This is a genomic window from Streptomyces uncialis (assembly GCF_036250755.1).
Taxonomy (GTDB): domain Bacteria; phylum Actinomycetota; class Actinomycetes; order Streptomycetales; family Streptomycetaceae; genus Streptomyces; species Streptomyces uncialis.
Genome location: NZ_CP109583.1, coordinates 1,950,327 through 1,965,266, shown reverse-complemented (window position 1 = coordinate 1,965,266; position 14,940 = coordinate 1,950,327). Strand labels below are relative to the sequence as shown.

Here is a 14,940-nt window from a genome sequence, read left to right as displayed (position 1 = left end):
GGAGGGGACGCCGGCCGAGGTGCCGGAGGGGAGAGGGTCGTCACAGGACGCGGCGCACGGTGAGGATCTTGGTGTTCTTCACCGGCTCGATCCGGACGTCCGTCCCGGTCCGCGGTGCGTTGACCAGGAGCCCGGAGCCCATGTAGAGGCTGACGTGCTCGGGCACGGCGGCGGTGCCGCGGGAGAAGATCAGGTCACCGGGACGCATGGACTGCGCGGACACAGCCTTGCCTTCCTTGACCTGTGTGTATGTCGTGCGGGTCAGGGTGAGGCCGGCCGCGCGGTACGCCTGCTGGGTCAGGCTGGAGCAGTCGCAGCGGCCCATCGGGTCGGGCCCGCGCGGATCGGTGCAGGTTCCGCCCCACTGATAGGGAGTGCCGAGCTGCCGCATCGCCCAGGTGATTGCCTTGCGGGCCTTCGGATCGGCGTCCTTGGGGATCTCATATCCCTCCGGTACCGCGCCCTCAGGGATCGGCCCGAACTCGGACCCGTCCTCACCGGGCACACACCCGGCCGTGCCCCCGGCCGGCTCGCCGGAGCTTTCGCCCTGGTCGGGAAGGATCTCGATGATCGCCGTCTGCAGCGCCCGGGAGAGCGGTTCCCACTGCGCGTACGCGTCGGGGAGCCCGGACTTCTGGACTGCCTGGGCTGCCTGGGTGATGGTCATCTGCTGCCAGCCCGGGGTGTCCAGCAGCCCTTCGTAGAACTGGGTGGAGGAGTAGACGGGATCGCGGATCTGATCGGGGGTGCCCCAGCCCATGCTCGGCCGCTGCTGGAACAGCCCCAAGCTGTCGCGGTCGCCGTAGTCGAGGTTCCGGAGCCGTGATTCCTGGAGGGCGGTGGCCAGGGCGACGACCTGCCCGCGGTCGGGCACGCCGAGGGAGATGCCGGTGGCGACGATGGTCTTCGCGTGAGGGATCTGCTCGGCGGGCAGTTCGAGGCCCTCGATCTTCAGGTCTTGGTCGGCTCCTTCGCCGCCGAGGATGGCAGCGACCTGTTTCGCGACCGCCTCGGTGTCGACGTCGGTGCCGGTGGTGCAAAAGGTGTGGTCGAGGGCGGCGCTGCTGCCGGACGCGACCACGACGGCGGTCCCGGCGAGAAGGAGGGGGGAGAGGCAGAAGACGCCGATGGCGGCGGCTGCGGCCTTCAACCGGTGCCGCCTCCCGGAGTGGAATCGTCAGCGGGTGGCCGGTCGCCGGACATGGCGGAGCGGAGGTGTGTCACAGGGAGGGTTCCTTGAAGTGAGGTTCGGCCGCGGTGTCCTGTGTGAGAGACGACGACCGGTGGTGAGGCGTCAGGGATGTTCTCCGGGGCACGAGTTGCCGCTCGCGCCCCAGGGAAGCGGTGTCGTTCAGGACATGGGAATGCTCCAATGGGCGTGATCGGAAATGGCCAGCGGCGGTGTTCGCCGGGCAGTTCCAAAACAGTAAGCCCCGATCCCCGGTTGGCGAAATAGTTCGCCACTTCGGTGCCGGTTCGGTGGCGATAGCGGCCAACCGGGGATCGTGCCCTAGAGTTTCGGTATCTCCCCCTCGCGCCCCCGCCCTTCTGCGGGAGCTTCGGCATGCGTGATTTTGCAGACGAGGCCAGGTGCCGAGCCGGGGTGATTCCTCCTGCCCTCATTCCCGACCCGAATCCGGGGTATCCCTTTGCCTTTTTCCCTCCACCAGGGCGACGCCCTGACCGTCCTCGCCGCCCTTCCCGACGACTGCGTCGACTCCGTGATCACCGACCCGCCGTACAACTCCGGCGGCCGGACCGCGAAGGAGCGCACCAGCCGTAGCGCCCGCCAGAAATACACCTCGGCCGACGCCGGGCATGACCTGCCGGACTTCACCGGCGAGAACATGGACCAGAGGTCGTACGGCTTCTGGCTGACGCAGATCATGACCGAGGCCCACCGCCTCACCAAGGTCGGCGGGACCGCGCTCGTCTTCACCGACTGGCGCCAGCTCCCGGTCACGACGGACGCGATCCAGGCGGCCGGCTGGCTGTGGCGCGGCGTCCTGGCCTGGCACAAGCCGCAGGCCAGGCCGCAACGCGGCAGGTTCACCCAAAACTGTGAGTTCGTTGTGTGGGCCAGTAACGGTCCGATCGGCGCCGCCCGGAACCCCGTCTACCTCCCCGGGCTCTACAGTGCTTCGCAGCCGTCGGGGAAGGCCCGGCAGCACATTACGCAGAAGCCGGTGTCGGTGATGCGGGAACTGGTCAAGATCGCTCCGCCGGGCGGCACCGTCCTCGACTTCTGTGCAGGCTCCGGCTCGACAGGGGTGGCGGCTCTGCTGGAGGGCCGCGACTTCATCGGCGTCGAGAAGACGGAGCACTACGCGCAGATCGCCTCCGACCGGCTCACCGAAACCCTGCAAAAGACCCGCGCACAGGCTGACTTCGGCCTCACCGCATAGCCTGCGGCTGTCCGGTCCGGACGCGCCGGTTAGCTCATGCTGGCCCGTCCGGGCCGTACACGGAGCGCATATAGCACCGGATCCCCGGTTGGCGAAACCGGGAGTCGTTCGGATCGTTGGTGCCGCAATTCCGATTCAACGGCGGCGGCTTCAAGGAGACCCCTTTCGTGCCCGAATCCACAGAATCCCGAGGCGACGGGGAATTTTCCCCGGTGCGGCTGCCCGATGCTGGTCTGGAGTCCATCGAGGCGAGCGTCCGCAAACTGCTTGACCAGACGGCGGAGCAGGCACGGCAGCTCGACAGCCTCTCGGCCGCCCCGGACCCCGCTCCCCGCCCGGACCCGTTCCCGGGCTTCGGCCTGTCCGGCTTCGCGGGGATGCCCGGCATGCCCCCGCCTCCGCCCGAGCCGAAACCGATCCTGGAACTGGACGGGGAGGCGTACGAGAACGAACTCGACTCGCTGTCGGACTGGGTGGACGACTTCCTTATGCCCGCCTATGGCGCGGAGGTCACCACCGGAGCGCCGTGGTGCAAGCAGTGGCAGGACCACCAGGACGTCACTGCCTGGCTGCACGCCCTGTGGATGGCCTACCAGCAGCACAAGGACCCCGAAGCCGGGCTGGCCGGGCTGTTCGTGTGGCACCGCGACTTCCTCACCCATGCCATGGCCGCGGTCCGGGCCCCGGGCGGGCCGCTGTCCGCGTGCATGACCGACCCGGACCGGCCCTCCCACCGCCTGCTGGCCGGACCCACCCCCTCGGTCCGCTCGCAGACCGAGACGCCGGGCGAGCCCGGATCATGACCGGGGGCTCACCGCCACCGGCATTCGGTCTCAGCTTCGACCCGCGCGCCCTGACCGACCTCCTCGCCGCCCCGGGCGACATCCGCGACCTGGTCCTCGCCCAGCTCCAGGACCTCGTCACCGCGAAGCTGTTCGGAGGCAGGCTGACCGGCGACCTCGACGGATTCCGCAAGCTCTACGTGGATCACCGCGCCGAGTGGCGCGTCGTCTACGCCCAGCGCCCGGCACCGCCCGCGTCGGCGCACCGCGCGGAAATCCACGTGGTGGCGGTACGGCCCCGCGCCCGGCAGGACGCGTACGACACCGCCCGCTCCCGCCTCGGCATCACCCGCCGCCCCATGAGCGCCCTCACCCACGCCGCCCGCACCCGATCCCCCCAACTGGCCGCCAACGAGGCTCAGATTCCCAAGCCGGGGCCACCTTCCGCCATGCGGCCCGGCCTTCCCCACCCCGCACCACCCCCGAAAGGACCCGTTCGATGACGACCGCGTTCCCCACCCTCCTCGACCAGCTCACCGCCACCCTGCGCGGTGTCGAACTGCCCCGGGAGAACCCCCACCACCGCGCCATCCTTGACACGTTCGCCGAGGTTCAGCGGCTGGACGAGCGGATCACCGGCCCACATCTCACCGCCCTCGGCCCGCTCGGCGACGCGGGACAGCTGGACCAGCTCACCGGAGCACTCGCCGAACGCCTCGCCGCCGGCCATGACCTCGCCCTCCTCCTCTCCTCCCACGCCTGCTGCTACCCGGACGCCGCGGAAGAGGACATGACCGAGGACGACGCGGACTTCCTGTCCTGCCCGGGCGAGCACCCGCGCCCCTCCGGCATCGTCCAGGCGGCCCTCGACGTCTTCGCCGAGCTCGGTGACCCGGACGCCGTCGCCTCGCAGGAGCTGGTGGCCGCGCTGCGGCGACTACCGGGGGTGGCCGAAGGCCGCTGGCGCTACGCCGACCTCACCCAGGCACGCCTCGCCCAGTTGCTGGCCCCCTACGAGATATCGACCCGCGATGTCACCCTGCCGGACGGCCGCCGCCGCAAGGCGTACCGGCGTGCCGCGCTCGCCACTGCACCGGCGGGCCGCCGGTGACGGGGGCAGAACCGAAGACGGGGGAGCCGGGCCCGTGAGACCGGCGCCCCAGCCGGCGCCCAAGGCACTCACCGGCCTGGACCACCGTGTCGAGGCAGCCGTCGGTCACAGCATCGACACCCTGTGGGACCAGCGTGACGCCGGTCTCCTCGACGAGCCGCGCGCCCGCCTGGTCGACGCTCACCGCGCGCTCGTGTCGGCTGAGACCTCGGTGACCTTCTACCGTGTCCTGCTCCACCGACTGGCGTCGGGAGAGTTCCCGGTCGACGAGGCCCTGGTCGACCGGATCGGCCGCACTGTCGATCAGCTGCAAGAGGCGGCTGCCGCCCGCGACGAGCAGCATAGGAGCGTGCTGGCCGTGCTGGAGCCGGTCGAGGAGGCCGCCCGCGCGCAAGCGCCCGCCGGTGCGGTGGACCTTCCTGCCCGGGATATCGCCGCCCTGCTCGCGATCACCCAGGGCGCCAAACTTCACGAGCACCTCCTCACACAGCGGCTCTCCGTGGTCACCGCCTCCGGGACCCGTGTCGGATACGAGCAGCTCCAGCAACTGGAGCGGTCCGGCCTCGTCGTCCGGGACACCGGCCACCCCGTCCACGCCGGACAGCCCGTCACCCTCACCGACGCCGGCCGCAGCGCGCTTGCCGGAACGCGGCGCCCACCGGCAGCTGTCACCGGAGCCGTTCCGCGGACGGGGACGTGGCCCTCAGCAGCCCGCTCCCGCAACTGAACCACCATGACACCTCACGGCGCACGTATCCGACCACCCGAGAGCCCCTCCTTGCCTTCACACACCCCGGATTTCCGCCTCGACGGCTACAAGGCCGTCAACCCCCACGCCGATAAAGCCTTCTGGCAGCACATCGCCATCAATCAGAACGACCTCACCAGACTCGCCGAACATCACAGTGACGACGGGCGGCACAGTCACTACGTCCTCCACGACAGAACGGTCACCTGGGGCATTCCCGGCGAACCTCAGCTCATCGCCCTCCACCTACAGCGCATCGCTGAAAGCCGAACGTTCCGCTTTCAGCACACCACGCTGCCACTGCCCGCCATGGCCCAGTCCTGGCTCATCGCCCGCGGATGCCCGGCCGACGCCATCCGCCTCCCCGACGACATGGGCACAGCATCCGCCGACGACACCACCCGCGCCCTGGAAGAACGCCTCACGCGCGGCGGTGACGACTTCGTCCTCCTCACCAGCTACACCGATGACACCTCCACCAAGCCGACGACCACCGTGCTGCTGAGAGCGTTGGACGAGGGGGAGCCGCTTCCCTTTCGGGTGCTGCTGGAAGTGGTCGACACCGATGCCTGGACGCACACGCTGCGCGAAGGAGCCTTCTCGTCGTTCGAGGAGGCGACCGCCTGGTGGGAGGGCCACTGGAGCGGTGAGGCTGTTCCGCTGCCGGCTCCCGCGCACCCCGCGCGCCGTACTTCCGTTCCCGGACTGCCGCCCCGGCCTCCCGCCGTACCAGGGCCCGGGCGCGCCCGCTGAAAATCCCATTCCCGGCACCCGTTTGTCCCGGGAATGCGAGGGATCAGTCCCGCCTGCTCTGCGCGGGGTTGGCGAAAGTTAGCAGCACATTCCCGGTTCGTGAAACCGGGGATTCTCCGGACTCTGGAACTGCCCCGAACGCTGCGCCCGGGGCGCCATTTCGTCATTCTCCTGTCACGCCCGGAGTTTCTCATGCGCTCGACCCGTTTCGCTGTCTGTGCCGCCGCTTTCGGCGCACTCGCGTTTCCTCTCGCCGCCGCACCGACGGCGACCGCCGCTGCCCCGACTGCCGCACCTGCCATCTTTGCCGAGCATGGCCATCGGCCGTGTGACCGGCCCGGACCGTGGGTGATCGGCACGAAGGCCGTCACCATGCGCTCCAAGGCGACCACCAAGTCCACGGCCGTCGGCATCCTCTACCGCGGGCAGAGTTTCACCGTCCACAAGACCAGCGGCAATTGGCACCACATCACCAACAAGACCACCAAGGTCAAGGGCTGGGTCTCGGGCACCTACGTCTACCGCGACGTCCGCATGTGCCTGAGCTACTAGACGCCGCTGCGGAACTCCGAGCCGCCGTCCGTATCCGCCGTGATTCCCGCTGAACAAGAGCATTTGGCCACGCCATTCCCGCCCCGGAACGGCCGAATCATGAAGAGGAGACGTGCAGTGTCCGATGAATCCGACGATGTGATGGGCGTCCTGAAGGATCGGATCGAGGAACGGTTCCAGATGACCCTCCCGGCGCTGCGCCGAGCGGTGGCAGCCGCACCGCATGCCAGCGCCGAAGCGGTGGAGGCCGTGCGCTGGTACGGCCTCCTCACCACCGCTCAGGAAGCGCTGCAACGCGCCGAGGACGCCCTCGTCACAGTCCTCATGGCCGAACCGGGCGGCGAGCTCGACGATCCGGCCATGGAGGTCGCCCACCGGGTGAATGCCGCTGTCGACCTCCGTGACGGGCGGGCCATGGTCCTACGCTTCCTCCTCGACCCGGACGCGCCGGGCAAGCACGGCCCGGGCGCCTGGCGCGGGAGCACCCCGGCACCCCGCCGGGGCCCCGCCCCGAACACCACCGTCCCGGCCCGCCCCGCCGTTCCGGTATCCGAGGTGCGGGGTGTGTCGCGGTGAGCGTGACCAGCAGGCCCACCAGCCAGGACACCGCGCTGGAGGAGGCGTTCGGCGCCCCGCTCCACCACCTGTACGTGGCCGCCACCGCCCCCGGGACCTCCGCCGCGCTGCGCCGGGCGCTGGAGCTGCGGTCGTTCCTGGCCTTGGCCGAGGAGCAGGCGGTCCGGGTCCGCGACCGCGTCCACCAGGCCACCGACCCTGGCCGTGACCTGGGTGAGCTGTTCGCCGGTGCCCTGCGTGTCGACGCCCAGTGGCTGGACGCCGCACTCAGCGCCCGCGACGGATACCTCACCGCTCTGACCGGCCTGCTGCGGTCCATGCCCCCACCCGGACCGTCGGCCGGCCGACCGGTGGAGTTCGCCCAGGCCAGGATCACCACCGCCCTGCCCCCCGACGCCCCGGCCGCCCCCGCGCGGGCCGGGACGGCAGGGGTTCCGATCGCGAAGGCCCGCTGATTGACCACACCCCGTCCCACCCCCACGGCCCGGATGCTGGTCGAGCGGATCGAGACCCTGTACGGACAGCCGCTCGCCGCACTCGAAGGCCACATCGCAACCGCTCCGCACGACAGCATGCTGAGTGCCCTCCTCGGCAGCCTGACCGATCTCCAGCTCGCCGAGCGGAGTATCACCTTCCATCAAGATCGGCTGCGCCAACTCGCGCACCCAGAGCGTTCGATCGAAGCGTTTGACGCGGGTCACATGCTCGACAACGCCCGCCGTATAGGCGAAGCCGTCGCCGTCCGCGACGCCCATGCCAGAACGCTCAGTGCGGTCCTGCAGAGCCTGCATCGCGTCCCCGCCCCGACGCCCCAGCCCACCCCGGCAGCAGCCCCGCCTGTTCCGTCGGCCAGACCCGCTCCCGCCGCCCCGGCCCGGACGCAATGACCCGCCCCCTATGTCCCTGGAGTTCCCCTCTCTTGATCCCCACCGGTCTGCCCCGCCCCGTCCATGCCGACCTGTCACGGGTCAGCGAATCCCTCGGCATGCTCAGCCCCCGCTGGAACGTCCAGATCCTCACCACCGTCTCCGCACAGGCCCTGCGGTACACGGAGATCAAGGCCCGGATGCCGTGGCTGCAGGACGGCCAGCTCCACCCCAAGCTCCGCTGGCTGACCGCCGCCGGGCTCCTCGACCGCACCGAACACGGCACCCGTCACGTCACCTACGGCCTCTCCGCCCGCAGCACCGATCTCCTGCCGGTCCTCGCGGTGATCGCAGCCTGGGGCGGCACCCACCTGGAGAAGCCCACCCCCGCCCCGCCTGGCACAGCGGATGCGCGGGCCGGCGCGGTTGTCCAGAACATCGAGGACACCCTGGTCCTGATCGGCGCCCGGCACGCCACCCCGATCCTGTGGTCCCTCCAGGCCCGCGGAACTTCCAGCGCCAAGGCGGTCGCCGCCGACGCGATGCCCGGCCACGGCCTCAGCGCCGTCTACCCGCGCCTGCGCCAGCTCGTCGACGACCGACTTGTCGACACCGACACCGACACCGACGCGGATGAAGCCGACTACCGGCTCTCCCCGCCCGGCCAGGCCCTGGCCCCGGTGTACCGCGCCCTCTCAGCCTGGGCCACTGGGCGCCCTCTCACCGACGCCGCCACCCATCCCGTGTGGGGCCACCCGCCGGCCCCGTCCCAGGTCGCGGGCGGCATGTGGGCCTCCGCCGCCTCCCGCCTCCCGGCCCCCGCCGCGCCTGCACCGGCTCTGCAGACCACGCCATCCGCCCAGTGGCGAGCCGGTGAACTCTTCTCCCACCGGCACCCGGTACCGGCCCGTGCGTCCGCAGGAACCCTGACGGGGGGACACCGCCGATGACGCTGACCGCCGATCAGGCCGACCGAGCTGTCGCGGTTCTGGGCCATCCGGGGGTGATCCGGCTGATCGCCGAGATCGATGACCACGGCCCCGTCGCCCGGCACATGCTCAGCCGCACCCTCCCGGATCTCCCCCTCCAGCAGGTCCGCGACGGGTCCGTACTGGTCCGCGAACACCGGCTCGTGCGGGCCGGACAGCGGGCGGGGCAGCCCGCCTATCAGCTCACCGGCAGCGGCACCGCCCTGGCCGATGTGTACGACACCGCCGCCCGCTGGGCCCGCGCCCACCACTACCCCACCCAGCGCGCCGACTTCACCACTCGCGTCCGGGCCACCCTCTCCCTCCTCGCCCAGGGCGCCGTTCCCGCCGAGGCGACGGAACCCGCACGGGCGCTGCACCAGTGGATCCGGGCGAACCGAACCCTGCGCGCCGCCGCATCCCCGCCGCAGAGCCATGCCACCGCCCCGATCAGCTCTTCCAGGAATGCCTGTGACTGACCTCGACGGGGACGCCTACGTCCACCCCCGTCACCTGGCAGGTTCGACCGCCATCGGCGACCCCGGCCTGCAGCCCGGACTCGACGCCGACTGGAAACTCGCCCACGACGATGACGGCAATGTGTACCTCCCGGCTCCGGACCAGCGAATCCGGATCGGCTACCTGCCCGAGGGCCGGCGACGACGCCCTGTGGAAGATCGCCGCCTACCGAGAGCAGTTCGCCCGGCCCCACTGGGCCGCGGCCTTCAACACCGCGTGTCCCACGGAGTACGTCACCGCTTTCACCACCGGACTCGTCGCCTCCTACGATCCGCACGGCGACGCGTTCCTGCGCGGCGGGCTCGGAAACTACCGCGACCCCACGCCCGTGCTCGCGCCGATGCTGGAGGCCGACTGGATCATCGACGACCGCAGAACGATGCTGAAACTGACCTCGCCGGACGGACTCGCGGGGGCCTGGTACGACCGCCGGGACCTCGACCCCGACAACGAGCTGGTCAGCAACGAGACCCGATGGGGCATGTGGGGCGGCCCACCCCGCGTGGGCTGGTACGCCGTCTTCTCCCACCACACCCCCACCGCGCTCATCACCGCCACCGCGGCAGCGGTCGTCGACCCCGCACCCGTCCTGCGCTGGCACGGTGAACTCACCCGCTCCGTCCGGCAGCACGCCCAGGCCACCCCGGTCCGCCCGCCGGCCCCCACCCCGGGGGACACCGCCCGCACCCACTGGCGGCCCGCGCCGACCCTCGGCACGGTCTCCGCCCCCCCCGCTGGTCCACCACCACCCCCAGCGCCCGCCTCCCGGCCCCGGCCCGCCCGGCTGGCCGCCGCTGACCCGGCGCTCCCCTTCGACTCGACCAGGAATCCCATGTCCCTGCACGCCGAGCAGTTCTTCACCGAAGCACTCCCCCTCCGGATACAGGGCTCCGTGGTGGGGAACAGCTTCTACGCCGTCCCGCCGCCCGGCTCACAGATCCGTCTCCGGATCGACTTCTACGAAACGATCTACCACCAGAAGTTCGGCGGCCTGCGCCTCACCGTCCTCCACCCGGACCAGGGCAAGATCGACGTGGTCGCCCTGTCCTTCAAGGAGTACGGGACCTTCCGCGCCCGCGCCACCTCCGCCAGCTACGACCGGCACGTCATCAACGCCGGCTCCGGCAGGTCCGAACCACCCTGGAAGGGCGGTGATTTCACCGCCCTCGCCCAAGCGGTTCATGCCTACGCTGGTATGTGGGGATACCCCGCCCCGAAGCCCACGGTCCGCTCGTCCCAGCGAGCCGCACTCCCCGTTCCGGCCCCTTCCCGCGTCCGCGGCCGATAGCACCCTCCGCGCCCTCCGGACCCACGGCATACATCCGGCTGTGACCCGTTCCCGGCCGGTTCAGCCACCACACGCCGTCCGGGAACAGTGTGGAAATCCACCGGCTCCCCGTGCACCTTACGCCGCGAGTCCTGAACGCGGTCGGGGCCACGGTCGATGCCAACCTGGTCGGCTACAGCCTCCTGGACGACTACGAAGGCGAGGCTGCCCAATGGCTCGATAGACAGACCGGACACGCACTCGGCACGGTCGCCCAATTCCCCCTGCCCGGCCACGAGGACGACGCGCTCCCACCGCTCTACACCAGCGAACTCGCCGCCAACTGGATCGGCTGTGAACACGCCCTCGTCGACCTGCCAGGCCCGTCCATGGACGCCGTCTGCAACCTGTGGCTCTCGGGGCTCACCAGCCCGGCTGCCCGCGCCGTCCTCACCGCATGCGCCGAATCTCTCTGCGTCCGGGCACCGGCCGCGCCCTCCCCTTCGCGCCCGCTCAGCCCGGCGAAGGCACCCCGCGGCTGACGAGCCGTGCCACCTATGTCCACAGGGCTCGGCGGCCGACACCGTCCGGCTCCCTCACCCAATGAGAAAGGCCACCGCTTGCCCCTCGACAATCTCGCCCCGGAGGCCGAGGTGCAGGTCATGCCCCGATACCTGGCCGGCCCCGGCAGCGCCGACTTCCAGAGGGCCTGGCCCTTCCCCTTCGAGGAGGGCTGGTCCCTCCACCGCCCCGACAAGGGCCACCGGATCGCCGCCAGCCCCTGCCTGCGCGTGCACACCGGATTCCTCCCCGACCCCAAGAACCCCTCCAGCGGCACCTGGACCACCACCGTCCAGCAGCCCTTCGGCCCCGCCCGGTGGAGGGCCACCTTCACCGGCGCGGTACCCCTGGAGCTGCTGCGCGACGTCCACACCGCGCTGCTCACCCTCTACCTGGCGGACCAGGACAACGTCGAGGACTACCTCCTCGACGAAGACGTACCCGCCGTGGAGGGCTACCTGCCGCTCCTCACGGAGGGCTGGAGCCACACCGTCCGCAGAGACGGCAAGCAGCTGTTCTGCAGCCTCGACAACGTCGCCGTCCTCTGGCACTTCTACACCGAAGGGATCCAGGGCAGCTGGGTGTTCCAGGCCGCGATCACCGACCGGTCACCCGTGTGGAAGGCGACCTTCACCGCCGGCACACCGGTCCCCCTCATCAGCGCCTTCACCAACTCCCTCGTCGAGGACGAGCCGCTGACCCGAGCCGTTCGGGACCTCCCCGCCCCCACCAGGGACTACCTGTACTTCCCCGACGGACTGCCGACCGCGGCCCCCGCGCCGAAGCCCGCTCTGCCACTGCCGGCCCCGCCCGCAGGCCGCTCCCGCTGACCACCCGGCCACAGCGGGAACACACCCATCCCCTTCGATCTGGAGCACCCCCGCTTTGCACGCATCTGCCACCCGCAGCATCCGCCGTCCGCTCGCCGTGGCGGTGGCCGCCACCGTCGCCGGAACCCTCGCCACCGGCACCCCGGCGCACGCCGCCGACCACCTCGGTCCCGGCTACAGCATTCCCGACAGCGACGGAAATCCGGGCGCCAGCCACATCGGCGCGTACGGCCCGCCCGGACCCCAGGTCTGGGGCGACTCGCAGACCTACTGCGCGGACCCGCTGAAGAAGGGCCCGGCCGACGCCGACGGATACAGCGCTCCCCAGCCCGTCTCGTCCTGGACGTCCTCGGTCACCGGGAAGAAGGTCCCGAAGAAGAATCTGGCATACGCCTCCTACGTGATCGGCAAGTACGGCCAGACCCAGTCCGACGCGCAGGCGGCGGCCGTGGACGCCGCCGTCTACGAATGGCTCGCCGGAGGCATGTACGCGATCGACGGCAAGCGCGGCAAGGAACGCCTCGCCTACCCGGTCGTCTCCCCGACGTCCCGCACCCTGGCCCTGCGCTACATCGGCGAGGCCCAGAAGTACGCCGGCCCCTACGCCCTCACGATCACCCCGTCGGTGAAGACCACCCACACCGGGAAGAAAGTCACGGTGGACGTGAAGGTCACCTCCACCCTCACCGGCACCGCGATCCCCGGCGTCCCGGTCAGCCTCACCGGATCCGGCGCCGGCACCGCCACCGGCAAGGTCACCACCGATAGGACCGGTGCCGCGGAATGGGAGTTCACCCCGTCGAAGGCCGGAACCGCCACCGTGGCCGCGACGGCGACCGGCCTGCCCGGCGCGCAGCTCAAGGTCCTCACCCCCAAGAACCCCGTGGCGCAGCGGATGCTCCTCGCCGGGGACACCACCGCCGCCAAGGACACCGCCACTTTCGACGTGACGCCGGCTCCGGGCGGCGTCACCATCCACAAGGAGAATCCCGAAGGGGACGTTCTCGCCGGCGCGGTCTTCCAGCTCCTCGACACGATGACCGGCAAGCTGGTCGCCGAGGGCAAGACGGGCAAGACGGGTGTGCTCGTCTTCGACGGGATCGCCCCCGGTATCTACACTCTCCGGGAGACCTCTACCGGCGACACCATCCACGAGCTGGTCCCCGACCAGGACATCACCATCGAATCCGGCCGCAGTGCCCAGGCCCACCCGATCACGATCGTCGACCCGTTCAAGAAGGCCGATCTCCTGCTCCGCAAGACCGACAAGGCCAGCGGACAGACCCTGCCGGGAGCGGTCATCAACATCGCCCAGGACGTCGCCGGGCCGGACGGCAAGCGCGCACCGGGGGAGAAGCTGCTCTCCCTGACGACCGGCAAGGACGGCACCGCGAAGACCCAGCTCGACGTCAAGCTGAAAGCCGGGACCCGCTACTGGGCCACCGAGATCACCGCCCCCGACGGCTACCAGCTCAATCCCACCCCGGTCGCCTTCACCGCCGAACCCGGCAAGACGGTGACCGTCACCCTCCCCAACACCACCATCCCGCCGACCACTCCGCCGCCCACGACCCCGCCCCCGACGCCCCCGCCGACCACTCCGCCTCCGCCGGTCCCGCCCACCACACCTCCGGCGACCCCGCCGATGAATCCCCCGGCCACACCGGACATCACCCCGCCGTCCGGCAGCCTCGCCCACACCGGCGCCGACACCACCTGGTGGCTCATCGGCGGAGCGGGAGCCCTGCTCGCAGCCGGAAGCGCCGCCTACTGGGCGGCCAGGAACCGGCGCGACCGGACCGCCGAAGCCGAGGACGAGACGGCGTCCAGCTGACCCTTCCCCGCATTCCCCGGTGCCGGGTGCGGACCTACGCATCCGCACCCGGCACCGCCGTGTCCCCGACCCTGGCCATGGAGGCTTCCTTCTTGATCCGTATCCGCCCCGCCCGCCGCAGAAGGCCGGGTGCCACTGTCGCCGCCGCGACCGTTGGCATGCTGGCCTGCGCGCCCACCGCCTCGGCCGAGCCCACCCAGCCATCCCCGTCCTCCTCGCCGTCGGCCTCTCAGCGGGACGAGCCCGAGACCCCGGCGACCGGCGGGATCGCCCTTCTCAAGAAGGACACCGGCGGAGATGTCCTTGCGGGGGCCTCCTTCGCCCTGCTCGACGACACCGGTAAGGGCATCGCCGACGGGAAGACCGACGCGGCGGGCCGCCTCGCGTTCGCGGACCTCCCCGCCGGGGTGTACCGGCTCAAGGAGACATCCAGCGGCAGCCCGCTGCACGACGTGGTCGCCGACCAGGACGTCATCGTCACCCCGGGCACCACCATCCCCCTGACGATCACCGACCCGTTCAAACCCGCCGCGCTCACGCTCAAGGCGACCGACCGGCACAACGGCAAGCCCCTGCCGGGAGCGGTCGTCAACATCACCACGGCCCGCGGGGGCGGCACGATCACCCTGACCACCGGAAGGAACGGCACCGCGACCGCCACGCTCCCGGTCACCTCGCGGACCGGCACCCCCTACACCGCCACCCAGACCGCAGCCCCCGCCGGATACCGGCCCGGCAAGCCGGTCAAGCTCACCGCCAGACCCGCCACCTCCCTCATCGCCGCGTTCGCCAACACCAGGAAGCAGCAGCCGGCCAAACCGCCCACCAGCCCGCCCGCTCCCACGCCGAGCGCCACTCCACCCATCGAGCCCTCGGACACACCGCGCCCGGACACGCTCCGCGAGACGGGAACCGCCGCCTCGGCGTCTGTCCCGGCCACCCGGTCCCCGGCGCGGAAGGAGACCACCCCGGCCGCCGAAGCACCTGCGGCGAAAGGGGAGCTCGCCCGCACCGGCGCCGACACCATCTGGTGGCTCCTCGGCGGAGCAGGCGCCCTGCTCGCAGCTGGAGGCGGCGCGGTGATCGCCGTACACCGGCGGCGGGCGGACGATGGTCCCGTCCGGACATCCGGATGGAGCTGACACCCCTGCTCCGGACCATCTGACGA

At 71.0% G+C, this 14,940-nt stretch carries 18 protein-coding genes; 17 read left to right on the top strand and 1 reads right to left on the bottom strand.

Annotation, left to right across the window (positions count from 1 at the left end; genetic code table 11):
- Positions 1 to 40: 40 nt before the first annotated feature.
- A complete protein-coding gene (locus OG711_RS07855) occupies positions 41 to 1,150 on the bottom strand; it encodes a C40 family peptidase (protein ID WP_329558861.1) in 1,110 nt (369 codons plus the stop codon).
- Positions 1,151 to 1,649: 499 nt separating this feature from the next.
- Between OG711_RS07855 and OG711_RS07850 the strand changes: the two genes are divergently transcribed.
- The 17 genes from OG711_RS07850 to OG711_RS07770 all read left to right on the top strand — a co-directional run bounded on the left by OG711_RS07850 (position 1,650) and on the right by OG711_RS07770 (position 14,914).
- A complete protein-coding gene (locus tag OG711_RS07850; RefSeq protein ID WP_329558860.1) occupies positions 1,650 to 2,405 on the top strand; it encodes a DNA-methyltransferase in 756 nt (251 codons plus the stop codon).
- A gap of 167 nt (positions 2,406 to 2,572) precedes the next feature.
- Positions 2,573 to 3,208: a DUF4913 domain-containing protein gene (locus OG711_RS07845; RefSeq protein ID WP_329558859.1), complete on the top strand. Its 636-nt coding sequence runs from the start codon at positions 2,573 to 2,575 to the stop codon at positions 3,206 to 3,208.
- Complete coding sequence (locus OG711_RS07840; RefSeq protein ID WP_329558858.1) at positions 3,205 to 3,690, top strand: hypothetical protein; 486 nt, start codon at positions 3,205 to 3,207, stop codon at positions 3,688 to 3,690. Before OG711_RS07845 ends, OG711_RS07840 begins: the two co-directional genes overlap by 4 nt.
- The gene (locus OG711_RS07835) at positions 3,687 to 4,298 is read left to right on the top strand and encodes a DUF3631 domain-containing protein (RefSeq protein ID WP_329558857.1); all 612 of its coding nucleotides are present in this window, start codon (positions 3,687 to 3,689) and stop codon (positions 4,296 to 4,298) included. The genes OG711_RS07840 and OG711_RS07835 overlap by 4 nt, the downstream gene beginning before the upstream one ends.
- Before the next feature lie 34 nt (positions 4,299 to 4,332).
- The gene (locus OG711_RS07830; protein ID WP_329558856.1) at positions 4,333 to 5,025 is read left to right on the top strand and encodes a hypothetical protein; all 693 of its coding nucleotides are present in this window, start codon (positions 4,333 to 4,335) and stop codon (positions 5,023 to 5,025) included.
- Positions 5,026 to 5,076: 51 nt separating this feature from the next.
- On the top strand, positions 5,077 to 5,799 hold the full coding sequence (locus OG711_RS07825; protein WP_329558855.1) for a hypothetical protein: 723 nt from the start codon (positions 5,077 to 5,079) through the stop codon (positions 5,797 to 5,799).
- Positions 5,800 to 5,991: 192 nt separating this feature from the next.
- Positions 5,992 to 6,351, top strand: a complete 360-nt coding sequence (locus tag OG711_RS07820; protein ID WP_329558854.1) for an SH3 domain-containing protein — start codon at positions 5,992 to 5,994, stop codon at positions 6,349 to 6,351.
- Between the two features lie 117 nt (positions 6,352 to 6,468).
- The gene (locus OG711_RS07815; protein WP_329558853.1) at positions 6,469 to 6,927 is read left to right on the top strand and encodes a hypothetical protein; all 459 of its coding nucleotides are present in this window, start codon (positions 6,469 to 6,471) and stop codon (positions 6,925 to 6,927) included.
- Complete coding sequence (locus tag OG711_RS07810; protein ID WP_329558852.1) at positions 6,924 to 7,382, top strand: hypothetical protein; 459 nt, start codon at positions 6,924 to 6,926, stop codon at positions 7,380 to 7,382. The genes OG711_RS07815 and OG711_RS07810 overlap by 4 nt, the downstream gene beginning before the upstream one ends.
- 33 nt (positions 7,383 to 7,415) lie before the next feature.
- Entirely contained in the window at positions 7,416 to 7,814 is a 399-nt protein-coding gene (locus OG711_RS07805; protein WP_329558851.1) for a hypothetical protein, read from the top strand.
- A 32-nt stretch (positions 7,815 to 7,846) separates the two neighbouring features.
- The gene (locus OG711_RS07800; RefSeq protein WP_329558850.1) at positions 7,847 to 8,743 is read left to right on the top strand and encodes a winged helix-turn-helix transcriptional regulator; all 897 of its coding nucleotides are present in this window, start codon (positions 7,847 to 7,849) and stop codon (positions 8,741 to 8,743) included.
- Positions 8,740 to 9,240: a hypothetical protein gene (locus OG711_RS07795; RefSeq protein WP_329558849.1), complete on the top strand. Its 501-nt coding sequence runs from the start codon at positions 8,740 to 8,742 to the stop codon at positions 9,238 to 9,240. Before OG711_RS07800 ends, OG711_RS07795 begins: the two co-directional genes overlap by 4 nt.
- A gap of 119 nt (positions 9,241 to 9,359) precedes the next feature.
- The gene (locus OG711_RS07790; RefSeq protein ID WP_329558848.1) at positions 9,360 to 10,568 is read left to right on the top strand and encodes a DUF317 domain-containing protein; all 1,209 of its coding nucleotides are present in this window, start codon (positions 9,360 to 9,362) and stop codon (positions 10,566 to 10,568) included.
- Positions 10,569 to 10,678: 110 nt separating this feature from the next.
- On the top strand, positions 10,679 to 11,089 hold the full coding sequence (locus OG711_RS07785) for a hypothetical protein (RefSeq protein WP_329558847.1): 411 nt from the start codon (positions 10,679 to 10,681) through the stop codon (positions 11,087 to 11,089).
- Positions 11,090 to 11,167: 78 nt separating this feature from the next.
- Positions 11,168 to 11,938 carry a DUF317 domain-containing protein gene (locus tag OG711_RS07780; protein WP_329558846.1) on the top strand — a complete coding sequence of 257 codons (771 nt, stop codon included), beginning with the start codon at positions 11,168 to 11,170 and terminating at the stop codon, positions 11,936 to 11,938.
- A gap of 55 nt (positions 11,939 to 11,993) precedes the next feature.
- Positions 11,994 to 13,772, top strand: coding sequence for an MSCRAMM family protein (locus OG711_RS07775; protein WP_329558845.1), 1,779 nt, complete (start codon positions 11,994 to 11,996; stop codon positions 13,770 to 13,772).
- Between the two features lie 92 nt (positions 13,773 to 13,864).
- On the top strand, positions 13,865 to 14,914 hold the full coding sequence (locus tag OG711_RS07770; RefSeq protein WP_329558844.1) for an MSCRAMM family protein: 1,050 nt from the start codon (positions 13,865 to 13,867) through the stop codon (positions 14,912 to 14,914).
- Positions 14,915 to 14,940 lie beyond the last annotated feature (26 nt).